General features: G+C 60.9%; 15 protein-coding genes and 10 pseudogenes. 11 read left to right on the top strand and 14 right to left on the bottom strand.

Going from position 1 to position 23,754, the window contains the following annotated elements:
* Positions 1-658 precede the first annotated feature (658 nt).
* The 4 genes and pseudogenes from U8D42_RS26770 to U8D42_RS26755 all read left to right on the top strand — a co-directional run.
* Positions 659-873, top strand: a pseudogene (locus U8D42_RS26770) (SDR family NAD(P)-dependent oxidoreductase); the annotation flags it as partial.
* Positions 874-986: 113 nt separating this feature from the next.
* Entirely contained in the window at positions 987-1,910 is a 924-nt protein-coding gene (locus tag U8D42_RS26765; protein ID WP_007172267.1) for a hypothetical protein, read from the top strand.
* A gap of 236 nt (positions 1,911-2,146) precedes the next feature.
* A pseudogene (locus U8D42_RS26760) lies at positions 2,147-3,365 on the top strand (ISL3 family transposase).
* A 65-nt stretch (positions 3,366-3,430) separates the two neighbouring features.
* Positions 3,431-3,580 (top strand): annotated as a pseudogene (locus U8D42_RS26755) (IS3 family transposase); the annotation flags it as partial.
* Here the strand turns inward: U8D42_RS26755 and U8D42_RS26750 are convergent.
* The 9 genes and pseudogenes from U8D42_RS26750 to U8D42_RS29440 form a co-directional block, all read right to left on the bottom strand.
* Complete coding sequence (locus tag U8D42_RS26750) at positions 3,580-5,124, bottom strand: MCE family protein (RefSeq protein ID WP_007172264.1); 1,545 nt, start codon at positions 5,122-5,124, stop codon at positions 3,580-3,582. The pseudogene U8D42_RS26755 and the gene U8D42_RS26750 overlap by 1 nt on opposite strands.
* Before the next feature lie 5 nt (positions 5,125-5,129).
* Positions 5,130-6,257, bottom strand: a complete 1,128-nt coding sequence (locus tag U8D42_RS26745; protein WP_033721559.1) for a virulence factor Mce family protein — start codon at positions 6,255-6,257, stop codon at positions 5,130-5,132.
* Between the two features lie 2 nt (positions 6,258-6,259).
* The gene (locus U8D42_RS26740; RefSeq protein WP_007172262.1) at positions 6,260-7,774 is read right to left on the bottom strand and encodes a virulence factor Mce family protein; all 1,515 of its coding nucleotides are present in this window, start codon (positions 7,772-7,774) and stop codon (positions 6,260-6,262) included.
* Positions 7,771-9,336: a virulence factor Mce family protein gene (locus U8D42_RS26735; protein ID WP_007172261.1), complete on the bottom strand. Its 1,566-nt coding sequence runs from the start codon at positions 9,334-9,336 to the stop codon at positions 7,771-7,773. The genes U8D42_RS26740 and U8D42_RS26735 overlap by 4 nt, the downstream gene beginning before the upstream one ends.
* Positions 9,333-10,376, bottom strand: a complete 1,044-nt coding sequence (locus U8D42_RS26730; RefSeq protein ID WP_007172260.1) for an MCE family protein — start codon at positions 10,374-10,376, stop codon at positions 9,333-9,335. Before U8D42_RS26730 ends, U8D42_RS26735 begins: the two co-directional genes overlap by 4 nt.
* The gene (locus U8D42_RS26725; protein ID WP_007172259.1) at positions 10,373-11,590 is read right to left on the bottom strand and encodes an MCE family protein; all 1,218 of its coding nucleotides are present in this window, start codon (positions 11,588-11,590) and stop codon (positions 10,373-10,375) included. Before U8D42_RS26725 ends, U8D42_RS26730 begins: the two co-directional genes overlap by 4 nt.
* 6 nt (positions 11,591-11,596) lie before the next feature.
* Positions 11,597-12,358, bottom strand: a complete 762-nt coding sequence (locus tag U8D42_RS26720) for an ABC transporter permease (protein WP_371869965.1) — start codon at positions 12,356-12,358, stop codon at positions 11,597-11,599.
* 110 nt (positions 12,359-12,468) lie between these two features.
* Positions 12,469-13,182, bottom strand: coding sequence for an MlaE family ABC transporter permease (locus U8D42_RS26715; protein WP_085981747.1), 714 nt, complete (start codon positions 13,180-13,182; stop codon positions 12,469-12,471).
* Between the two features lie 506 nt (positions 13,183-13,688).
* A pseudogene (locus U8D42_RS29440) lies at positions 13,689-14,050 on the bottom strand (metal-dependent hydrolase); the annotation flags it as partial.
* 190 nt (positions 14,051-14,240) lie between these two features.
* On the opposite strand from U8D42_RS29440, the pseudogene U8D42_RS26705 reads away from it, so the two are divergent.
* A pseudogene (locus U8D42_RS26705) lies at positions 14,241-14,554 on the top strand (IS256 family transposase); the annotation flags it as partial.
* 42 nt (positions 14,555-14,596) lie between these two features.
* On the opposite strand, the pseudogene U8D42_RS26700 reads toward U8D42_RS26705, so the two are convergent.
* The 3 pseudogenes from U8D42_RS26700 to U8D42_RS26690 form a co-directional block, all read right to left on the bottom strand.
* Positions 14,597-14,810 (bottom strand): annotated as a pseudogene (locus tag U8D42_RS26700) (integrase core domain-containing protein); the annotation flags it as partial.
* A gap of 210 nt (positions 14,811-15,020) precedes the next feature.
* A pseudogene (locus U8D42_RS26695) lies at positions 15,021-15,896 on the bottom strand (IS110 family transposase); the annotation flags it as partial.
* Between the two features lie 223 nt (positions 15,897-16,119).
* Positions 16,120-16,739, bottom strand: a pseudogene (locus U8D42_RS26690) (DDE-type integrase/transposase/recombinase); the annotation flags it as partial.
* 132 nt (positions 16,740-16,871) lie between these two features.
* Here U8D42_RS26690 and U8D42_RS26685 point away from each other — a divergent pair.
* The 3 genes from U8D42_RS26685 to U8D42_RS26675 are packed head-to-tail and all read left to right on the top strand — an operon-like array spanning position 16,872 to position 20,660.
* Positions 16,872-17,954, top strand: a complete 1,083-nt coding sequence (locus U8D42_RS26685) for a tyrosine-type recombinase/integrase (RefSeq protein ID WP_033717226.1) — start codon at positions 16,872-16,874, stop codon at positions 17,952-17,954.
* Entirely contained in the window at positions 17,924-20,209 is a 2,286-nt protein-coding gene (locus U8D42_RS26680; protein WP_225325992.1) for a tyrosine-type recombinase/integrase, read from the top strand. Before U8D42_RS26685 ends, U8D42_RS26680 begins: the two co-directional genes overlap by 31 nt.
* Complete coding sequence (locus U8D42_RS26675; protein WP_007172469.1) at positions 20,199-20,660, top strand: DUF6262 family protein; 462 nt, start codon at positions 20,199-20,201, stop codon at positions 20,658-20,660. The genes U8D42_RS26680 and U8D42_RS26675 overlap by 11 nt, the downstream gene beginning before the upstream one ends.
* Here U8D42_RS26675 and U8D42_RS26670 read toward each other — a convergent pair.
* Positions 20,653-20,925: pseudogene (locus U8D42_RS26670) on the bottom strand (transposase); the annotation flags it as partial. The gene U8D42_RS26675 and the pseudogene U8D42_RS26670 overlap by 8 nt on opposite strands.
* Before the next feature lie 57 nt (positions 20,926-20,982).
* Between U8D42_RS26670 and U8D42_RS29435 the strand changes: the two are divergent.
* Both U8D42_RS29435 and U8D42_RS29430 read left to right on the top strand, forming a co-directional pair.
* Positions 20,983-21,396: pseudogene (locus U8D42_RS29435) on the top strand (transposase); the annotation flags it as partial.
* Positions 21,397-21,472: 76 nt separating this feature from the next.
* Complete coding sequence (locus U8D42_RS29430) at positions 21,473-21,796, top strand: transposase (protein WP_268988642.1); 324 nt, start codon at positions 21,473-21,475, stop codon at positions 21,794-21,796.
* Between the two features lie 146 nt (positions 21,797-21,942).
* On the opposite strand, the gene U8D42_RS26660 is transcribed toward U8D42_RS29430, so the two are convergent.
* Positions 21,943-22,644 carry a TetR/AcrR family transcriptional regulator gene (locus tag U8D42_RS26660; RefSeq protein ID WP_033721584.1) on the bottom strand — a complete coding sequence of 234 codons (702 nt, stop codon included), beginning with the start codon at positions 22,642-22,644 and terminating at the stop codon, positions 21,943-21,945.
* A 315-nt stretch (positions 22,645-22,959) separates the two neighbouring features.
* Between U8D42_RS26660 and U8D42_RS26655 the strand changes: the two genes are divergently transcribed.
* A complete protein-coding gene (locus U8D42_RS26655; protein ID WP_007172254.1) occupies positions 22,960-23,409 on the top strand; it encodes an SRPBCC family protein in 450 nt (149 codons plus the stop codon).
* Positions 23,410-23,754: the final 345 nt, after the last annotated feature.

Raw genomic sequence — 23,754 nt, 5'->3', positions numbered from 1 at the left:
GGGCGAGCGCCAGGTCAGAATGGCTCGTCCGCTGAACTACCACTTGGGCCTCCCACAACTGTGGCTCTACCGACCAGGACCAACTTTCTGACGGCAACCCACGTTCACATGTGAGCGGAGGCCCCAGCCCCCCATACCCGTCTAACCCGCCCAGCATAAGGCGGCAGTCGTCTGCCGCCAGCATGCCCTACAATTCCCAGCAAAGGTCAGCACCGCAAGGACTTCGGCCCATTCTTTGGCGGCTGCGGCCGTCTTTTCGTGACGACCTTCGGGCGCAGCGTGTCCTTGAGTGCGTTACGCACGTGATTGCGACGCCAGCCGGTGATGGCGCACAACTGGTCGAGATTCCGGCCATTGCCGGCCCTGTCCGTCCCCACGTAGCGGTTACGATCGCCTCAGCACCACCTTGCGTTGACTCACCTTCAGTACCACCAGCTGGGCCTATCCAGCGCGTTATCCTTGGCTGATCAGGTGCGCCGCACGCGCGCATTCTTAGCTGACGCGACGAGCGGGTCTACCCACGCATTTGCTGAGTCCAGGCGGCGTCTTGACAAGGCGCCCGGAGCGGCACAAAACTGGTGTCATGCGCCCACACTTAGGGCCAGTGCCACCAGTTTGTGGTTGCGGATCCTGCTGGCTCCCGCGCGTGCGGTCGCCGATGAGGCTGGTGCCATTCGGCGGCTCAGATGTGCTCACTCATGGTGCTGTCGCTGTAGTCACGAGAGCTGGCAGCGGCATTGGCCGCGGCTTTGGCGTTGAGCTTGCTCGTCGGGGTGCGCGGGTGTCTGCGCCGATATCGATCCGGGACGGGCTAAGGAGACCGTTGGACTTGTCGTCCAAGCTGGTGGTCAAGGTTCGGACATTACCTGTGATGGCAGGCCGAGAGAATGGCGCCCAGGAGCTATACCGGTGGGCTTGGTGTCATCGAGTGGGTCGCGCGGTAAATAGCCACCGGGCGATTTGAAGAACCAGATCGGAGTAGGGAAATGGCGTTCGAATACAGCGATATGCTGCAAACGATTAAAGACCGACAGTGGGCGCTTGCCGACATCGATTGGGAAGCCCCAGGCGCGGAGTTGATTACCGACGAGCAACGGCCCCACCTCAAACAATTCATGTCAGATGTGGTGTGGATCGAGCATGTCGGAGCGCGTGCTTTCGAGGCGATGGCGCCTAAGGCGCCGTTCGAGGCGTTAAGAGAGATCTACCACTACTTCCACGCCGAGGAGCAGCGGCACGCTAATGCCGAACTTGCCCTCATGCATCGCTGGGGAATGCTCGAGCCAGGAGAGACACCTGTGCCGAATAAGAATATTCGGCTGGGGATCGAGTGGATCGACCACTATAGCGATGCGCTCCCGTTGACGGTGATGAGCTCTGCGATCCCGGCGTTGGAATGCGCCCTCGACGGCGCGTTGCTGAAGTTCCTTCTAGACGAGGTGGCAGACCCGTTGTGCGGCGAGGTCTTCAGTAAGGTCAATAGTGACGAATCTCGCCATCTTGCAGTGGGTTTCCAAGTTCTCAATGACCTCGGCGCCAGCCCGGTGCGGGTGCACGTGATCGAGACGGTGGGGTCCATTATTGATCCGAGAATTCTCCTCGGCTCCCTAATGTATATACCGCTGCTCACCAGGATGATGGCTAACCTCACTGCGTGGGGCCTCTCGGAGGAGAAGCTATACAACGCGGTCACACGCTACTCGAATATCGGCGATCGAAGCGAGTTCACCCGCCGAATTCCCGCTTATCACATCCTTCGGACGCACATGTCTGCGACTATCAACCGCGCTCAACCTTTCCATTTCTTTTCCCAGGGGCTAGGTACCCTTGTCGACCATTTCCCCGTCCAGGTGTTCGGCAAACTGCCCTCCTGGGCTGGGGACATGACATACGAACCGGTTTCCAAGTGACCGATCAATCGACCGTTCTGATCGTCGGTGCCGGCTGGGGGTCAGCGAACCGTTTGCCGGCTCTTCCGGAAATGGAGTGCAGGTAAACGCTGCGGCGACTTGTTGATTGGGTCGTGTCGGTGAGCTAATACGGGCGGCGGGCAGAGGATGCAGGTTCCTACACCTTTGTCGTCTGCCTTCTGGGGAGTCCTGTGTCCGAGCCTACGTCTTGTTCTGCTGCTGTTGTTGCCGACACGATCGTGCGCACGGTCGAACTTGGGGTGACGATCACCGATGCTGCTGTCGACGGCGAGGCCACGGTGGTGTTTTGCAACTTGCTCGATGATGGCCAGCGGCATTGTCCGGGCTGCCGTCGAGACGTCAACCGTGACACTGTGATCCGCAACGTGACTGATGTGCCGGTGGTCGGGCATCCACTTCGCCTGCGGGTGCCGCGCTACCGCTGTGTCGACACCGCCTGTGAGCGGGAAGTGTTCGCCCACAACACCTCTGCGCTAGCGCGGCCAGGATGGTCGACCACCCGCAGATGCGCCCGCTACATCTGTCACCGGCTGATGATCGACCACGCCACCGTCGCCGCGGTCGCCCGCGAGCTCGGCCTGTCCTGGGACACTGTCAACACCATCGCCATGGACGCCACCCAGCTGATCGTGGCCAACGACACCGGCCGACTCGACGGCGTGCGGGTCATCGGGGTTGATGAGCATCGCTGGTCACATGTGCGTCGACCCGACTCAGAGGGCTACGTCACCGTCATCATCGACCTGACTCCCGTGCTCGATGGCACCGGCCGTGCGCGGCTGCTCGACCTGGTCCCCGGACGTTCGGCAGCCGCCTTGAGCAGCTGGCTGTCTGAGCAGAGCTAAGCGTTTCGCGAACAGGTGCAGGTCGTGGCGATGGACGGGTTCGGCGGCTACAAGACCGCGGCGACAGATCAGCTGCCTGAGGCCACCGCGGTCATGGACCCCTTCCATGTCGTCGCGCTGGCCGGCGCCAAGCTCGACCTGTGCCGCCAGCGCATCCAACAACAGACATGCGGGCACCGCGGCCGCACGGGTGACCCGCTTACCTTGTGCGGGGCACGTTGCGCACCCGCTATCCGCTGCTCAATGCGCACCAAAAAGCCCGACTGGAAGCCGTTTTCACCGATGAGGCCCACCTCGCGGTCCAACTGTGCTGGAGCTTCTACCAACGCCTGATCGCCGCCTACGCCCACCCCGACCGCCGCCGCGGCAAAACCATGATGACCACGATCATCAACACCCTGCGCCATGGCGTCCCCGACGAGCTCGAGGAACTGGCCCAACTCGGCCGCACTCTATGGCGCCGCCGCAACGACATCCTGGCCTTCTTCGACCACCACGCCTCAACGGCCCCACCGAAGCGATCAACGGCCGACTGGAAGCACTGCGCCGCAACGCGCTGGGATTCAGAAACCTAACCCACTACCGATGACGCTCACTGCTGCACAGCGGAGCCCTGCACTCACTCGTCAACGCACTCTGAATTACGAAGAGCCGCTTTGGCGTGAAGAAGGACTGCGCGTACCGCAGCGGTGACGACGCAACCGCCGCGGCAGTTCCACCGCGCCGACCACGGTCGCCGATGCGGCCAACCGGGTGTGGGCGGTCGACTTCCAGTTCGATGTCACCACCGATGGGCGGCCGCTTCACCGAGGTTGAGGTCCTAACATCTCCTTCCAACCGTCGTCTCCTATTTTGGCCGAATCTTCGATGGTGTATTTGACGCCATCGGGCCCTAGGAACTCGCCGCTTTGCGGACTATAGATAGCTGCAGCACCGCTAGGAATGTAAATGCACGGGTTCGGCTGCTGACCGTTGCACTGGACGCTCCCAGAACCTGGCCGTTGCAGTGGATCGCTTCGTGGAGGAGGCGTCCCCGTCACCCGGTCGGAAGGAAGCGGATTGATGCCGGTATCGACCGACGGAGCCGGTATGACCAAGCCGGGTTTCACCGGCTGATCACAGCGCGCCGCAGGTGCGGGGCAGCTTAGAATCTGGTTCGGATCCCCGTACCAAGGATTGGTCCCCAGCGGGACATACGGCTCTTTGCTGCGGCATTCGCGCGGCGTGGCCGCGCGCTTGCCGGGAACATCGACACAGGGATAATTACGCGCGCCGCGGACCGCGTTTTGTGCCTCCATCGGAATCTTGCAGTATCGCGTGGTCAAAAGCCCGGGAGTCTCGTCCACAAAGGATCGCCATTGCGATGCCGGCAAGAACCCCGTCAGGCAAGCAGGGGTCATATTTATTGGCGTTTGGAACGAAAGAGAAAACGTATGTGGGTAAGCAGCGGTCACTGTCTCACCGAATGCGGGAATTTGCGGAAGTATGACCAGCAATTGCTCTACATTCTTGTTGTACCGCTTGAGCAGATCGGCCACAATCGCAACATTTGCTAGGGTCTGCGGCAAAGTTTCGCGAACGTCGCCGAGCACGGCTTTAATCTGATCGGCGGTCGGCGCAACCTGGCCCAGGATGCTCTTGAGCTGTTTGTCCTTTTCCGCGGCCTGCGCGTCGAGAGTATTTAAGTTGTGCGCCCACCGCTCGATGGGATCACGCGAGTTGGCCTGGCTGTCGATGATCGGTGCTGCGTTTTGGACGATATCGTTGACGTCGCTAAGGTTTGTTTTGAAATCCCCAACGATCGATTGGGTCGAGTCGACTAGCCGCTGCAGGGCTGGGCCCAGGCCGCCGACCGCTTGAGCTGTCTCATCGAGTAGTCCGGCGATCTTGTCTTTGGGCAGGACGTCCAATGTATGGTTAACGGTATCCAGGGTCGGGCCAATTCGTTTAGGCACCGTGCTGTTAGTGATGGTCTGGCCGGGCGAGAAATACTTGGCCGGATTCTGCGCGGATACTAGGTCTATGTATTGTTCGCCGACCGCCGACACCGAATGCACGTTCGCCGAGGAGTCAATTGGGATTTTGTACTGGTCGCTGATACGCAATGTGGCCCGAACTCCTTGTTCGGTCGGCTCTACCCGAGTTACCTTTCCCACGGTGATTCCGCGGTAGGTGACGTTTGCAGTGGGATAAAGCCCTCCCGACGTGGGTAAATCCACCTCCAAACTGTACTGGCCCATCCCAACGACGCTCGGCAACCTCAGATAATGCCACCCAAGAACGCTCATGGCGAGCATCGTGACGATAGTGAACACGGTTAGCTGAAGGCGAAGGCGTCGAGTCAACATGCTGCCTACTCCTCGTCACGCTCGGGGGGTTCGTCGGCGGGGTTGGGTGCGAACCTGACATCGGGAAGCATGGTGTTCGGATCGCGGCCCCACGATTGCTCAAGCGCTCGCAGTGCGCCGGAGAACCCGGTTCCGGTGAGGAGCGCATTATCGATTGCACTCAAGGTGAGGTCCAAGGTTATCGAAACATTCATTGAGTCGCCGTGTACCACCTTCGGGATGGCGTCGGCGCTGAACGGGAGGGTCAAGGCAATCTTTAGCGTCTCGACCAGATCCATCGAAGCCCGGCTGAGTTGTTTCAGGGGACGCTGCAGTTGGCGCACGTCTTTATCCAAGTCGGGACGCGCCGCCGTCAAGGTCTGATTGAGGACGTCGCTAAACCGGCCCAACGCATTGGTCGCATCGAGGAACGGCTGTCGTTGTTCAGCGAAATGCTTTGCCAATGGGGGAAACTCGGTGAGAACGTGGTCCAGGGTGTCTGATTGCTTGGCTACATAAGTCAACAGCCGGTCTGTGGAGTCGATAGCGCGAGTGATGTCATCACGTTGCTCGTTTAGTCGGGCGGTGAAGGTGTCGAGCTTCTTGAGGAAATCATGTATCTGATCGGCCCGCCCAGTCAGCATGTTACGGACTTCACTTGCGATCACTTCGACGTTAGGGATGCCGCCACCGCGCAGCACCGCGGCAAAACTGGCCAGGACCCGCTCGGTGGTGGGATAGGCGGACGCATTCTGCAGCGGGATGATGTCGCCGTTCTTCAATAGTTGCGGTGATGGGTTGGCTGGCGACGCCAGCTCCACATGCTGTGAGCCGAGCAGGCTGGTCTGCCCGATCTTCGCGGTGGCGTTCTTCGGTAGCTTGACGCCCTTTTCTAGATCCAAGGTCAACGTCGCGATCCAGTTTTTCAGGCCGATTGCGCGTACCCTGCCGACAAAAACGTCGGCGACGCGTACCCGACTATTGGCATTCAAAGCCAGCGTTTCCGGCATCTGCACATAAATCGTATAAGAGCCGGATTCGCTTCCCGGGCCACCAGGCAGTGGCACATTAGCGATACCTCGCCAGCTAGCACACGAGGTAAGTACTGTAGCGGCCGCAAATAGCGCCACGAACCGTGACATTCCCGCCCGCATGCTCACTGGCCGGATCCTGTCGCGACTGATGCTGCGTCAGCGGCGGGTGGCGGGCCCGGCGGCGGTGGACCCATATTGGAATAGGCGTTGGGCGGCCCCGGCGGCGTCTGAAACCTTGATGGCGGCGGTGTCGTGTCCGGGCCTCCCATCAGCTCAGCGAGCGAGTCCGGTGTCAGCAAGCTTTCGGTAGCCGGTCCCACTGTGAGGCCTTGCTCACCGGGCGCTACGACCCAGCCGGGCTCGTGGTTACCATGTGACAACGGCGAGTCCGGCGCCCAAATCCCGGGGACCGTGGTGTCCTTGAACCCCGGCGGAGGCTGTAACCGAGGCTCGGAATATGCGATATGTTTGGGCAGTACAGCAGGAGTTTGGTACAGGTTGATGCCAGCCGGGGGTCCATTGAACTTGATCGCATCCAAAACCGGCGTCAAGTATTGTGCGCACAGTTCGGCAGACTCTTGGTATCCCATACGGCTGCCGGCCTGCATCGCGCTGCAGATGAACTGCAATGGGTTGGCAAAGTTTGGCAGGGCTATTGCACCTGTCAGCGCGCCGTGCGCCGGCTCATAGATTGCGAGGGCGTTGGCGGCAAAATGGGGGAAGACATGCAGCGCCGTTTCAAGCGCATTCAGCGGCTCGGGTTGAACCAGCGCGGTGGTCACATCGGCGAGGGTGTTGATGTCGTGGGTTAGCCCATCACGATTGTCCGCTAGAAGCTTTCGCAATGCGGGAAGCATATCGTCTACCTGTTGCAGTGCCTTCGCAAGCCCGGGATCTGAGCTGGTAAGTGAACTGGTAAATACGGCGAGGTCCTTATTCAAAGCGACGAAATTCCGATCATCTTTATATAGCGCGTTGACGAATAAGGCCATGCTGCGCAGCACGGCAAAGAAATCGGCACGCCCGTCATTTAGCGCGGTCAACGCTTGCGAAAGCCCGGTCAAAGTACTGTTGATCTCTTTGCCTTTGCCGGCCAAGCCGTCCGCGAAAGATTCGATGACTTCGCCGAAAGGCCCCTTGGGCTGCTCGGGCGTAGGTCCCAGCTTCGAGATAATGTCCGTGATACCATTGCGCAACTGATCCCATTCCACCGGCACCTGTGTTCGTTCGATGGGGATCACCGCATGATTTCCTAGCGATGGGCCGCCTTCATAGGGCGGTTCCAGCTGAATGACGCGCGAGGCGACCAGCGCGGGATTGAGGATCACCGCAGAGGCGTCAGCGGGCACTTTGTATTTTTTCTCGTAGTGGAAAGTCACCTTCATCTTGTCACCCGACGGCTCGACCTTGTCGATCGCGCCCACTCGCACACCCATTATCTGGACCTTGTCCCCGACATAAAGCGCGTTTGCCTCCGGGAAATACGCAACCACCGTGTTATTGGTCATTTTTTCGTAGAAATCCCGAGCAGCCAGCGTCGTAATAGACGCCAGCAGTATCACCAAGGACCCAACGATGATTGCAGTTCGCGAAAACTTCGGGAGTTGAATTTTGCGTATATCGAAAACAGTACTCAATTCTGGCTGCCTCCCGTCGCAGCGCCGCTGCCTCCTGTTCCGCCCGGGGTGATGAATGGGCCCGGCAGCTGCGGGCCCGGGCCCGGCGGGAATGGTGGTCCCGGGGGGAGTCCTGGCGCGAAGGTCGACGGCGGTGATGTCGGGCCGGCCGGCGCCAGGTTCTCGGTACGCGCGCCTGGTGGAGCTTTTACGGGAAGCCGCACCGGAGTGCCTGGCACATTCGGCGGGGGCTCGTCAGGTCGTCCGGCAATCGGGATACCGGGTGTTGGTGGCAGCCCATTAGGGTCGGGAGGTGACGTTTGGACGTCAAACGGCGCGATCGTCGACGGGCCACCGAAAGGGCCGGCGCCCAAACCCATGCAGGGAAGCGGGTTCCATGGCCGCGGCAAACCGTCCTCTGCGGGGGTGTAAGCGCACGACGCGCCTGGCGGAACCGCCGGTCCTGGATGGTCCGGGGTGCCCTCCCTTACCGGCGGAGCTGGCGGTGGCGCGCCATTGGGAAACCGGGTGCCGTTAGGATCGGGGAACTGGTAGGCGGGCAAACCAGCGCTGCGCCAGAATTGTTCAGGGTCGATCCCACGTTTCTTGAACGCCGCGTCGACCCAAGGCTGAGTCATCCAAAAAGGTGCAAGATTCAGCAGAGCCACCTTAAAGTAGGGACCCGACGCTACCGACTCCGCCAAAGCCGACGCATAATAGCTTACGTTAGGCGCCCACTCGACGAGATCTTTTTTGTGTTTGAGTAGCAGATCGCTAATCGTCCTCAATTGCTCGACAACGTTATGCAGATTCGGGTTGTCATCGATCAAACCCTTCAACTGGGCGGAAACGGCGGCGATATTGCCCAGCAAGCCGTCGATGGCACTCTTGCGCTCGTTGAACGCCGCCAGAACGATCTGCGTGTTAACCAAAATCCGATCGATTTGCTTGCTGCGATCACCGAGTATGCTTGCCACCTTCCTAGCGTCAGCAAGCAGCCGTTGGATTTGCTCGTCGCGTTTCCCTAGCGTGTCAGAGAACTTGGCCACACCATCCAGTGCTGCACTCAGATGCGGGTAAGTCTGCTCAACTGTCTGCGACAGCACATTCAGGGAGCGTTTGACTGTATTGATGTCCCAGCCGGTAGCCGCCTTCGTGACGTCGAAGAACGCGTCGTAGATCTGGTACGGGCTGGTGGTTTGCCCAAGCGGGAGTGTCGCATTTGGTTGGAGCACGCGGGAGCCTTGGGGATCGATCTCGAGCACTTTCTTCCCCAGGATGGTATCGGTACGGATCGCAAGACGGCTTTTAGATCCGATTGTATTGGAGCCGATGGAAAACTTCATGACTACATGGTTGCCATTGATCGTAAATCCCTGCACTTCGCCGACATTTACCCCAGCGATGCGAACTTTATCGCCCTTGTTCAGCCCGCCTGTGTCTTTGAACTCTCCGTAATAGGTTGCCTGGGCAAACAACATCGGAATGCTGGTGAAGCTTTGCCCTACTCCGGTCACCACCGCTGCAACGATGATTCCCATCGCCCCCATCCGATACGGATTGATTGCTTGAAGGGTTCTCACTTCGGAGTGCACCTCCCCGTCGGCTGACTCCAAAGCTTCACGGTACGGACGGGCCCGCCAGGCTGCAGGCCATCAACCTTCAGCGTGACGTCGCACGCGTAGAAATTGAAGAAGTCGCCATAAAGCCCCCCGATACCCGCGACACGCTTCGCAGATTGTGGGGCGTCCCGTAACACCCCGTCGACGTAGTCGAGCCGGTCAATTAGCGGTTGGAGGGTATTCTGCACATAGCCAACGGCCTTCTGCAGCAGTGGCCGATTGTCTGACAACAGATCCGCCAGCGTGCCGGCCACATTACCGATGTGCGCGACATTGGCCGCGAGCGGATCGGCTTGATTGCTCAACCCGGTGATCAACTTATCGACGTTGTCGATCGTTTGGTCGAATTCCTTGCGATGCTTGACCGTGGTCTCTAGCACGACGTTAAGGTTTGAGATGACTTCACCGATTGCCTGGTCACGTCCAGCGATCTGCGCGGTTAGTTGCGCCGTCTGGTCCAAGATATCGTTGATCGTGCCACCTTGGCCCTGAAACACAGTGACGATCGCGGTCGCAATCGTATTGACTTTGTCGGGATCGAGCGCGCGAAACACCGGCTTGAAACCACCGATCAGTGCATCTAAATCCAGGGCTGGCTCCGTACGTGACAGCGGGATAAACCCACCCGGCGGCAACACCCGATCCATCCCTTCACCGTCGCCGCGCTTAAGTTCTACGTAGCGCTGCCCAAGTAGGTCGGCATAGCGAATGGACGCGGTCGTCGACTGATAAAGCGGCACCGAACGGTCTACTTCGAAGTCCACACGCACCCGATGACCGCCCTCCGTGATCCGTACGCTGCTTACTTTGCCGATCTCCACCCCGGAGGCACGGACAAACTGGCCGGCGCGCAAGCCGCTCGCAGTACTGAATTCGGCCGTGTAGCTGGAGGTCTTGTTAAAGCGCAACTGGGCGAACACCACGACAATGATGACCGTCACGGCAATTAAAGTTAATACGGCAGTACTAAACTTCACTGCCGTAGCGGTGATTTTTTTCATGGGTTGATCGTGTTCTCCCCCCACTGGCGGCCCCACACGTATTCATTGGCCTGCGGTTGCGGGATTCCAAAGTGGGTGTATGGCGCGATGCTGGAACCGCTATCCGTTACCAAGTACGGAGCAGGCCACAGATCGCGGGTAATGGTCTTCCAGCATCCCGGTTTCCCGCCCGGTCCGCCGTGAGCATTCACTCGCGGCAAGTTGTCAGGATAGACGTACGCATTTGTTCCTCCCAAGATCGTGCCTGTTAACCTTACCGAGTAACCGTTGCCGCTCTCCCCATCCGTCACTTTCGGTAGCACATTAGCGCCATGGTGAAAAAGGCAGTAAAGCTCCGGACTGTAGGTGTCAAGCAGTTGAGTCACCGGCACCAGGTCGCTGACCGCATGCTGCAGGTCCGATCTGCTCTGGTCAATGATGTCGGCACCGGTGTTTCCAACCCCCACCGCGGCCAAGAGTGCGGCGTCCAGATCCTTCTTTTGCTGGTTGAAGGTACGCGCCGTGGTGACTGCGTTATCGAGGGCGCTCCAAAGATCCGGCGAGGCATCCCCGTAGATATCGGCTAAATCCGCCAACCGTTGAATATCATGGCGGATTTGAGGCATCTGCGGGTTGATGTCATCGAGTATGGTGTTTCCATTGATGATCGAAGCCCCGAATTTATCGCCTTGCCCATTTAACGCTGCAGCCACCGCCGAAAGCGTTAAGTTCACCTTGACCGGATCCACCTTCTCTGAAATCTGCATGACCGTCTCGAACAACGTGTTAAACTCCGTTGTTTCCGACCTCACCACAATTATGTCAGCCGGTGTAACCTTCCGGGCCACAGGTTGTTTGGGCGAACTCAACGACACGTACTTGTTGCCAAACACCGTGGTGGCTGTAATTTCGGCATTTACGTTTAGCGCGATCAGCCCGGCGTATTTTGGCGCAATTTCCAGCAGCAGCTTGGCCGCCGGCTTTCCGTCACGCTCCACCTCGCTGATGCTGCCCACCCGGCCGATCTCCACCCCGTTGTAAGTGACTTTCGCCCCCCGATCCAAGACCAAACCCGACCGGCTAGCCAATGCTGTTAAGGTTATCTTGGGTGTGAAGCCACCCCGGAACTGGACCCAGACGACGATCAGCACGACCGCGGTGATGAGCCACAAAGCCAGCCCCGCTAACTTTCGGACCGAAATAAGTCGCCGTAGCCGCTTGCTTGTGGTTGCCATAATAATTTACACCGTGAGATTGAAGTTGGGGTTGACGCCGTAAATCGCTAACGAAGCCATTAGCACGACCATTACGATGGCGATTAGCGATGCGCGCATCGATCTCCCGACTGCCACGCCGACTCCAACCGGACCGCCGCTGGCGTTGTATCCGTAGTAGCAGTGGTTCAACATCACGACTGCCGAAATGGCGACCGTCTCCGCAAGAGAGTACCAGAAGTCGTTAACCCTCAGGAAAGTGTTGAAGTAATGGTCATACGTTCCGATTGATTGCGCATAGAACAAAGTTGTCACCAGCTGGGCGGAAAAGAACGAGAGGAGGACCGCGACCGAATATAGTGGGATAGTGACGATGAAGGCGCCAATAACTCGGGTAGATACCAAATACGAAACTGATTTGATTCCCATCACCTCAAGCGCATCAATCTCCTCGCTGATCCGCATGGCGCCCAATTGCGCTGTAGCACCGGCCCCGACGGTCGCGGCTAAAGCAGTGCCAGTTACGATTGGCGCCACCACACGCACATTCGCTAGCGCGGCGAAGAAACCGGTGAACGCCTCAACGCCGATATTGCCTAGCGAGGCGAACCCTTGAATCGCAATCAGCGAACCGGCCGATAGCGTCACAAAGCCGATGATCGCCACCGTGCCGCCGACGGCGGCCATTGCGCCAGTGCCCATGCCGATCTCGGCGATCAGGCGCAAGACTTCCTTTCGGTAATTCTTTAGGGTAAACCCGAGATAACGGAGCACTTCGCCGACGAACAGCGCGACATCACCAGAGGCGTCGAGCGCACGGCCAGGAGCGCCGACCCATCCGGCGCCTAGCTTCCAAGCGCGTGGGAAACGTGATTGCACGACCGTCGGGGAAGCCAATCTCAACGCCCCGTTCCGAACCGCACACCAATGGTAGTCAGCACCACGTTGACCGCAAATAATGCGACCACCGCAAGAACCAACGTTTCGTTGACTGCTGTGCCCACCCCTTTGGCTCCCCCGCCGGCTGTCAACCCGCGGTAGCAACCCACCAGCCCGGCAATAAGCCCGAATAAGGTGGCCTTCACAATCGAGATCAGCACCTCGGGCAATCCAGTAATCAAGGTTAGGGTCGAAACGTATGCGCCGGCCGAAACATTCTGGATATACACACCGAACAAGAACCCGCCGACCAGCCCGATACTGATCACCGCGCCATTGAGCAGCAGGGCTACAATGGTCGATGCAACCACCCTGGGAACTACCAGTCGATGAATCGGGTCGATGCCCAACACCTCCATCGCATCGATCTCCTCGCGAATAGTCCTAGCGCCCAAATCCGCACAAATCGCAGTAGAACCTGCGCCAGCGACCACGAGCACCGTCACAAGGGGGCCCAGTTGAGTGACGGCGCCGAGCGCAGCCCCAGCGCCGGAGACGTCGGCGGCCCCAAATTCGGCCAATAAGATATTCAGCGTAAAGATGATTAGCACGGTGAGCGGAATTGCGACCATAACGGTTGGCAGGAACGACACACCGAGTAGAAACCAACCCTGTAGGATGAATTCGCGCCATTGGAACGGACGTGCAAGCGCCTTGCCGGTTAGCACACACATCTGAGTGAAGCTGGCCACCTGCCCTAGCGGTTTCCGCAGTTGTTCACGAAGGTATACCGACAAACCGTTGGATGCCGTCACCGATGCCCCTCGACAACAGCACCACGTGCGTCGCGCTGCAGCAGCCGATCAACGTACAGCGCGACCGCCGAAACCGTGACCAGCAGACCATACTGGGTGGTAGCGCTCAACCCATCGCTCGCGCCAGAGATGTCCGTTGTGCCGACGTTGCACAACAACACGTTGAGCGTGAAGATGCTTAGCGCCGCCAGGGACGAAGAAGCTGCGATGGTTGGCAGGGTCGACATCTGCATCAAAAACCGCAACTTGGACGATGAACTCAAACCATTGGAACGGCCTCTCAGCACGGCCTTTTGCCGAATTGAAATGGCATCTGCGAAAACACGCCGCCAGCTCCCAACGCTGGAAAAGGTCTGATCCCGGACGTCTTCGACGAGAATGACTCTGGCCGTGATCACCGGGTCATCCATAGGTCGCGAACCCACGGTGAAGTGTTCTGCGGCTGCTGTCACCGCCAGCGGAATCCGGGCCGGCAGCACCTCCTCGATGCGTTTCACCCAATCAACAAACTTTTCGGAATCCCACCACGCAATCGGATACCCCATGTCAACGAGCTTGTCATTGAGCGCCCGATGCTGCTGGCCATGCACCGATTCCTGACCGATAAACCCGGCCACCCGCTTCTTCAACCCAGGATCGGTGACCTCATCGGCAAACCGGCGCACCGACCGAATGAACAACTCCTCCCCCGGCGGGAACGACCCCGACAAGTTCGCCAGAAAGTGGCTGAAGATGATGTCGTCATCCACGATAATAGTTGCTGCCCTCCCCCCACCGAGAAACATATCCGCCGAGTCCTCGGATACCGAGACCCCACTCGGTGCACTCATAGTGGTCACGACCCCCTATATATCTAGCCTGTGCCCCCGTCGACCACGAAGGTTACCTTTTCCCCGAACTTCTAGTTTCGGATACTGACAGTACAGGGTGTCGGGCGTTACAGTACTGCGAAGCGACAGGGTGCGCAACGCTAGCCCCGCGACGTGCTGACCGCGGGGGGGCGGTCAAGGTGCAGGCCCCGCGGGTCAATGACAAACGTATTGATCCCGATACCGTTGAGCGGCAGCGGTTCTCGTCGACGATCGTGCCGGCGTAAGCGCGTAAGTCGCCGCAGATGGCCGAGGTGTTGCCGTTGCTGTACCTGCATGGGCGTCCAGCGGGGATTTCAGGCCGGAGCCCTGGAGCAGTTCCTGGGTCGGGGGCCGGGTTGTCGGCAGCCACGATTACCCGGCTGACCGCCCAGTGGCAAGACGAAGTCGCCGCGTTCGGCGGCAGGGATCTGTCCGCCACCTGAATCGCCCCGGTGAGTCCGGAGACTTTCTGATGTGAGATTTCAGCCAGCGGCTGGTCTCTGGCGTGGAGTGCAATAGGCGGCTTCGAGTTCAACTGGTGGGGATATCGCCGCAGTATTCGTAGAGGCGACGGTGGTTGAACCAGTCGATCCGCCGTGCGGTGGCCAGCTCGACGTCCTTGATGGAGCGCCAGGGCTTGCCGGGCTTGATCAGCTCGGTCTTGTACAGGCCGTTGACCGTCTCGGCTAGTGCATTGATGCTCCTATATCCGTCAAGCGGCTGGTTTTTCGGCTTGTGGAGTGGTGCGCAGTGGATGCACGAGGCCCATATCTCACGGGCAAGGAAGCGTTTTAAGCACCGGATGATTTCGGCCTTGGACTTGCCTTCGGCGGTGCGTCTTGCGAGGTACGCCTGGGTGGGTTGATGGTGTTGCATGCCCACGATGACGGTGCGGTAGATCGCCGCATTAGCCTGGCGGTGGCCATCCCAGTTGAGCAGGTGGCGAACGGTTTTGCCGGTGGAGGCTGGGATCGGGCACACGCCGCACAGCTTGGTCCACGCGGCTTCAATACGGATCCGGTCGGGGTTGTCGCCGGCGACGATGAGCATCTCGGCGGCGGTGTCGGCGCCGATGCCGAATGCTGCGGTCAACTCTGGCGCGATCTCGGTGACCAATTGGGCGAGTAGTTTCTCGTGTTCAGTGATCTCCTCGTTGAGATGCTGCCAGCGGCGGGCGATCGAGCGCAGGGTGTGCTTGGTTGCGGCTTCGACCGTGCTGATGCCAGCTGGCCTCAGGCCGGCGTAGCGGCGGATTAGGGCCATCTTGGACAAGGGCTGCAGTTGTTCACGCAGCTCGTCTGGGGCGTTAACGATGACCGTCTTCAGCGAGATCATCGCTGCCGAACGGGCTTTGACCGCAATATTTTTGGCGATTTTGATCTGTCGGATCATATCCACGGTGTCATCGGCGGTCTTCGGGGTGGCGGTGGCATGGCTACCAAGCACGGCACGGGCGGCGTTTTCGGCGTCCAGGAAGTCGGACTTGCCGCGCAGCCGCCGGTCGCGCCGGTCGGTGCGCATTACCTCCACGACACCGATGTCGCTGCGACGCACGGCTGCGGTCAGGCCGGCTCCGTAGGAGCCGGTGCCTTCGATGGCGAAGGTCAGGATGTGGCCCGGGTGGCTAGCCCATTCGATCAGCTCGGCATAGCCGGCGCGGTCGGCTTGGAACGTTCCGGTGTCAAGCACCGCGCCGAAGTCGTCGAACGCGGCGGCGACATGAACGAACTTGTGGGTATCAACACCGATCACGACTCGACCGCGGCGAGGTGTGGTTGCCATGCTTGTCATTGCGACCTTCAGCGGGTTGTTGAGGCTGGCCGGTCGGGTGACGGGACTGCGATGGGACCTGGTGTGGTCAGGCTTCTATGAGGTCACTGCCCGCTCGGTCAGCACGAGGTGGAACGACCGCCCGTTGGACGACAGATCAACAGCCAGGACACCCATACCGCTGGGTCAGTCATAACACGAGTCAGGCGACCAGACAGCCGCCAACATTCTCACAGTCATAGGAGCTGCCGACCGCTCGGACCGAGGACTGGATGCCCGCTTCTGCGTGCCGTTCGCTGAACCTGATCGAGGTGTATTGACTGCGATCCCCGATCCGTCTGGTGGACAACGTCTTTGAGATCAGTACACCTTCTTGTTGACGGTTCTAGATGGCTTGCTCGATCGCATCGAGGACCATCGAGGTGGCCATCGTGGAAGCGACCCGCCAGCCCAGCATCCCGCCGCGCGTAGGCGTCGGTGGCGAAAGCGACGTAGGCAAACCCTGCTCGACGGTGCATCTGGCCACTGGAGTGCCCTCGCGGTTGAGCGCCAGCCACACCTTGTGGGCACCGTACACGCCGTAGTTGGCGGCGTAGAGCCGGCTGATCTGTTCTTTGAGTTCGTCGTCACGGCGTTCGCGGCGGCTGGGCTCGCGGTTGATGTGGTCGTAATAGGTCGATGGGGCGATCGGCATACCCAGCTCGGTCAGCTGTGTGCAGATCGACTCGACACCCCACCGCAAACCATCAGGGCCATCGCGGTGACCGTGATGATCGGCGATGAACTGGGTGATTAGTGTGTTGGCAGGTCGAGCTCGGCCGCGGAGAAAGCCGACGCCGTCTTGAAAATCGCATTGGTTATCTGAGGCCGTGAGGAAGCTGTTCACCATGTAGACGACACGCGTTCGGAGATGCCGGGAAATGCGTTGTGGACCAGTTATCTTCGGTGTCTGTGACGAGTCCTGGGCTGCGGGTGCAGTCGGTGGTGATGCCGTTCGGCGACCGCGAATCGTGGACGCTGGTGGATCAGGATGCGGTGGTGGTGGAGCCGGTCGAGGCGTTCTTGTCGCATCTGCACGCGATCGAGCGCTCACCGAACACGGTCAAGGCCTATGCCCATGATCTGCGGGATTGGTTCGAGTTCCTCGATCGGGGCGGCCTGGTGTGGTCGCGGGTGCGACTGGAGGAGGTGGGCCGGTTCGTGGCGTGGCTGCGACTACCCGCGGCGGGGCGAGTGGGCAATGTGTCAGCGCTGCCGACGGCGGAGAGCATGTGCTCGGAGGCCACGGTGAACCGCAAGCTATCGGCAATCTCGGCGTTTTATGAATTCCATCAGCGCCACGGAGTGGACCTGGGTGATCTGTTGACGACCTGGCAGCGGCATAAGGGACATGGTGGATCGTGGCGACCACTGCTGGCGCACCTGGGATCTCGACCGGAGCGCAGCAGGCGGATCCGGTTACGGGCCCAGCGGCGCATCCCGGACACGCTGGACACGGAACTGGTCGCGGCGATCGTGGCGGCCTGTGATCGGCTGCGGGATCGGTTCCTGTTTTCTCTGCTGGCTGCATCCGGGCTGCGGGTTGGTGAGGCGTTGGGGTTGCGGCACAGCGACATCGATGCGGCTGCTCGGCTGGTGACGGTGGTGCCGAGGGTGAATACGAATCGTGCCCGAGCCAAGGGCGGGGGTCGCCAGGTGCCGGTGCCGGGCGCGGTGATCCGGCTGTATGCGGATTATCTGCATGGCGAGTACGGCGAGCTGGACAGCGATTACGTATTCGTCAACTTGTGGTCCGGTCCTATTGGGTATCCGTTGACGTATGCCAGCGTCTACGATTTGGTCTGCCGATTGCGGGAGCGGACCGGAATCATGTTCGGGCCGCATACTTTTCGCCACTCGTATGCGACAGAGTTGTTGCGCCGCCAGGTGCCGGTCGAGGTGGTGGCCCATCTGTTGGGGCACGCGTCGATCGCGACGACCAGTGACGCGTACGCGCATCTGAAGGTCGAGGACACCCGCCGCGCGTTGGTGGCCGCGGGGTGGCTGGCGGACCGGGATGGGTCGTGGTGAGCGTCGAGGTGCTGGCGCCGCCGATTGAGCCCGGCTGGGTTGCGCGTTTGGGCGCAGCGGTGCGTGCGGAGTTCCGGGTCGAGGTGCTGGTGCCCGCCGTCGCGGATCCGATTCTCGGGTCGCCGGCATGCGCGGTGCCCGGGTGTGTGCGTTCGAGTCGCTACGCCGGGCTCTGCCCGGCCCATCTGGGCCGGTGGAGAAAGGCGGGTCGCCCGGATGACCGACGGGCGTGGGCGGCGACCGCTGATCCAGAGGTGATGGGGTACCGGCCGCTGCAATCGTGCCTGGTGCCCGGTTGCGGCTTCGGGCAGCATCGGTATCGGTTGTGCTACACGCATTCCCACGCCTGGGACAAGGCCGGACGCCCAGTGGTGGATCGGTGGAAGCCGGACGTGGCCGGCACGCCGGCAGCGGTGTGCGCCATCCCGGGGTGCATGTTGTGGGCCGAACTGGACGCCGGGTGGTGTCATTCCCACCACCGGCGGTGGCGGCTGCGTGGTCGCCCGTCGGCGGCGGAGTTCATCGCCTACTGCGCCAGCTACGGCGAGGATCGCTTCGACTTGCGGCCGCTGCGGCCGCAGTTGCGGCTGGAGATCGGCTACGCGCTGCAATGCCGCGTCGACCTGAACCGAACCCGCACCACACCGCGATCGATCAAGCCGCTGCTGGACCACTTGTCGGCAACCGGGGCCGAGTCGCTGCTGGATCGTCCGCTGGCCGACTGGCTGGCCGGGCTGCCGGCCGCGGCGTCGGTCAACACCCCGCGCGCGTTCCTCGGTTACGCGATCGAGTGCGTGCTCGATTTGCGCGACGGGACCGGCTGGGACAGCGAATACCAGCGTGACGTGTGGCGGCTACGGCGGCTCGGTGTTTCCGGCCATGACGGGGCCAAACTGGATTTCACTGCGGTGCACCCAGTCTGGCTTCGAGAGCTGGCCAAACGATGGTGCCGGTGGCGCATGTCGTGCGGAGTCGGGCTGGGGCAGCTACGCAGTGATCGCCTCGCGCTCGTTCGTTTGTCGCAGTTCATGCCCGGACTAGCGAGCTCGTCGGGCCCGGGTGCGCTCGAGCGGGCAGCGCTGGAGGCCTACCTGGCTCGACTGGCCGTTGAGATCCCACAACCGAAGACCCGCAGCGCCGAGATCGGCTGTGTGACCGGGTTTCTGAATGCCGTTCGCCAGCACCGGTGGGCATCGCTGCCGGCCGAGGCGCAGCTGTATCCCAGCGACCAGCCCCGCCGTGACGAGACACCGGCACCGCGGGCGATTCCCGAGTTCGTCATGGGCCAGTTGGAAAGCCCGGCCAACCTCGACCGGATCAGCGACCCGCGGATCCGGCTGCTGGTGGAGGTCCTCATCCGCACCGGCCTGCGCATTGGCGACGCCACCCGGCTGGCGCTGGACTGTCTGGTTCGCGACCCGCAGGGCGCGGTCTATTTGCGCTACCGCAACCATAAGATGCGCCGCGACGCGGTGGTGCCCATCGACGACGAACTCACCGCCATGATCCAGACGCAGCAGGAGCGCACCCGGCAGCGGTTTCCAACCACCGCCGTGTTGCTGCCGCGCAGCAGCGCCAACCCCGACGGACGGCTGCCCATTCCCACCGTGACGTTCCACCTCCAGCTCGGGCAGTGGCTCGAAACATGTGGTGTCACAGATGAACTCGGTCAGCCAGCGCATATCACCGCTCATCAGTTCCGGCACACGGCGGCCACACGATGGATCAACCATGAGGTGCCGCAGGAAGTGGTCCGACGCCTGCTCGACCACACCAGCCACACCATGACCGCCGTGTATGCCCGATTGGCCGACACCACCATACGAGAGCAGTGGGAACGCGCCCAGAAGATCAACATCCACGGTGAGCCGGTCGACATCACCGTCGACGGGCCCCTCGCCGATGGCGAGTGGATGAAGCAGAACCTTGCACGCGCGAAAATAGCGCTGCCCAACGGCTATTGTGGTCTGCCACTACAGAAATCGTGCCCGCACGCCAACGCATGTTTGACTTGTCCGCTGTTCATCACGACCGCCGAATTCCTACCCCAACACCGCAAGCAGCTCGATGACACCCGCACGTTGATCTCGCGTGCTCAAACCGACGGCCACACCCGCCTGGCCGAGATGAACCACACCGTCGAAACCAACCTGCTTACCATCATCGCCACCCTCGAAACCGACCAACGCGACTGCCGGTGCGCTGCAGCGGGCAGCGAAACATGCTGCGGAAAGGAACCATCCGATGCGCCATGACAACAGCCACTACCTCCTCGCCGCTGCCCAACGCCGCCGCGCCGACACCCTCCAACGCGCCCGGCAAGCCCTGCAGGAACTCGGCGAAACCGGCCAGCGGCGCACTATCACACAGATCGCCGCCCTCGCCGGCGTCTCCCGCTCATGGCTGTATGCCCAGCCCGCACTGCGCGACCAACTCCGCCGACTGACCGCCATATCGGAGACGCCCGAGCCGGCACCACCTGCCCCAGTCGAGCGCGGCTCCGACGCCTCCCTGCGCCAACGCCTCACCCTCGCACACGAACGCATCCGCGAACTCGACAACGAAAACCGTCAACTACGAAACCAGATCGCACTCCTGCACGGACAGCTCCGCGCCAACCGCATCGCCGACACCCACATCACGGACACCGTCCACGACACAAACACCCAGATCACGCCCCCAAACAGTCGAGCCCGCCCAAGATAACGTTGGTCCTTCCGAATTCGGCGTTCTCTCGCCGCAGTCGTTTTAGCTCGGAGGACTCTTCGGTCGTGATCCCCGCGTGCGCCGCATCGATCTGAGCCTGGCGCACCCACTTGCGCACCGCCTCGGCCGTGCCAACACCAAGTAGCCCGGCGATCTCACTGGTCGCTGCCCACTCCGAATCGTGCTGATCGCTGATCTCCGCGTCCATCCGCACCGCCCGCTCCCGCAGCTCTGGCTGGTACCTCCTCGACAAACCACCTGACATGACTCCATCCTTTCCAAGAAATGGAGTCTCCAGACATGCCGGGGCGGTTGAACGCGCATGCCAACTCTTTCACGGTCCAAAACAGTTGTCATGGAAACGTGGGCATCGGTCATCGCGTTGGCGCGCTGGTTGGGAACCGAGAGCCCCGCGCCCGTGCCGAGGGTCCGTGCTGATGGCCGCATGGAGCTCGTCGGGCTGGCTGACGGCTTCCGGGGATCGACTGAGTTCTGGGCTGATTTGCTGCGCGATTGCCGCCGCCGCGCCATGACCGCAGCGGTGCTCGCGGTCGGCGACGGCGCCCTGGGCTTCTGCAAGGCGTGCGGGAGGTGTTCCCGGATATTCGAGAGTAGCGCTGCTGGTGGCATAAGCAGGCCAATATTCTTGCCGCACTGCCGAAATCGGTGCACCCAGGGTGCAGTCGCGGCGATGAAGGAGATCTACAACGCCGAGGATATCGACAAAGCCCAGCTCGCGATCAAAGCGTTCGAGATCGACTACGGCGCCAAATACCCCAAAGCGGTCGCCCAAGATCGTCGACGACGCCGAGGTGTTTTTGGAGTTCTACCGGTATCCCGCCGAGCATTGGATCCACCTTCGCACCACAAATCCGATCGAAAGTACCTTTGCGACAGTACGTTTGAGGACCAAAGTCACCAAAGGGCCGGGCTCCCGCGCGGCCTGGCTGGCGATGGCCTACAAGCTAATCGAGGCCGCCCAGGCCCGCTGGCGCGCGGTCAACGCACCACACTTGGTCGCCCTCGTCCGTGCCAGCGCCGTCTTCCACAAGGGCAAGCCGCTCGAACGGCCTATCGACATCACACCCGAACCGTCGGCAGCTGAGCCTCAAACCGTCGGATCGCAGGTCGCCTGAAACTCACCGATCCACAGGTCTTGACGATATCTCCACTCCCGATCCGTGTCTCCGGCACATCCACTCCTCGTAGTGTATGCCTCTACGGTTCAGGGCAGGTTCAGCATGTCGGCGCCGCCAGCCGCCCGAACTGGGAAAGCGACCGCTTAATTTGCCTCGGCCGATGACTCTAGCTTCGTGTCAGGAGTGAGGTGCACCCCACGCACTTCCGCAATTGCCGAAAAGGCGCCCCACAAAAAAGCGGTCAACTCTTCGACAAGGGCATCCTTGCTGACGGTCGGGGAATTCAGCCAGCGCAGCACACCAAGTCCCACCGCTCCCAGAGCAGCATCCACAACATATTCAAAGTTGGCGCCCTCGCCACCACGCGCCTCGATAGCGGCTGACCAAACATCCACCGTGGCGTCCGAGAGCGGCCTGCCGCCCTCGATCAAATCCGCGGGCGAACGCCCGTCCCTGAAGTGGGAATTCACCAGGAAACGAAAAAGATTAGGCCGCTTATCCACGAGCCCGACGTAAGCGGCCACCGCGGAGCTGACCAGCTCCAGCGCCGTGGTGGCGGCATCAAACTGCGGCACGACTTGCTCGATGATCATCTCCTGCACCCGCTGGCCGACCGCGGCGAATAAGGCGTCCTTATCCGCGAAGAATCGATACAGCTTGGGCCTGGGGATCCCCGCGGTCTTTACGACATCGTCGATGGACAGGTCAGGCCCATACTCGTCGATCGCGCGAAGCGTCGCTTCTATCAGCTCCGCCCGCACAGCAGCTCGATGCTCGCGCCAACGATCGGCTCGGGCATCTCCGGTCAACTCCGGTAGCAGCCGCCCCACGGCACCCAGGTTCATCGACACCCCGAAATTCTAATCTAAAAGCTAAAGCTACTGCACAAGCCAACGGTGCGTCAGGCAACTCCTCACGCGTTGAGCCTCTCGGTGCCCGCCTGGAAGCGCCTGAACGTCGCGCCGCGCGTGACGATCCGTCTTCACCATCATGAACGCGATTCATCGTAGCGGCCGGCCGACCCACCACGAGGGAGATTCGAAATCCAATTCTATTGACGGGTTGTGACGGTGATGCCACCATCAACCCATGCGCACTGACTGCAGGGATCATTCTGTAGGCGATGCCACGGCGGAGTCTTTGGCCTGGGCTGGTGGCGCATGACGATGGTGTTCGCGTCTGGCACTCTAGAATTGCCGGCTGAGGCGGTTTTCGACTACGCTGTCGACTACCGCCGGATGCCGGAGTGGGTCTTTGGGTTGCGCACCATTACGCCAATCGGCGAACTATCAGACGGGGTCGGCGCCGAATTTCGAGGAACCGGCAAGATCGGCCCAATCGCGATGACCGGAACGAGTCGCATCACCGAGTGGGAGCCGTGCCGGCGCATCACAGAGGCCTTGGTGACCAACAACGGCATAGTTGCCTTGGCAGCCGTTGCCACGACGCCGATGGGATCAGCAGTGACCCGCGTTGACATAACTGCCGACTACAAGTTCCCCGGTGGGCTCGCGGGCAAAGTCCTCCAGCGCGCTATCGAGCCGTTGCTTGGTTCAGGTATCCGACACACTGAACGAGCACTGCGTCGGCAATGTCTACGCACCTGCTGAACAGCTCCCACACACTGAGCCGTCCCGGCGTTTCCGGAGACTCCCGATCTTGGGAGGATTCGAGTTATGGCACGCCCGAGCAAGTATCCCGACGAGCTTCGTGAGCGTGCAGTGCGCATGGTCGCTGAGGTGCATCCGCAGTACCCCTCGCAGTGGGCGGCGATCACCGCAGTAGTCGAAACCCGGAACGAGGGCCCCCATACGTCTGGACCAAGACCGTCGACCAAATCTTGATCAGCATCGTCGGCAACTACTGCACCAAAATTAATGACTCAGGGCACTAGTTCGTTTGGGTGGCGTCCGGAATCCGGTGTAAATCGGCCTGCGGAGGTTCTGGCTTCGGTG

Source organism: Mycobacterium europaeum, from assembly GCF_034555895.2.
Lineage (GTDB): Bacteria > Actinomycetota > Actinomycetes > Mycobacteriales > Mycobacteriaceae > Mycobacterium > Mycobacterium europaeum.
This window is presented reverse-complemented; position numbering and strand designations above follow the sequence as displayed.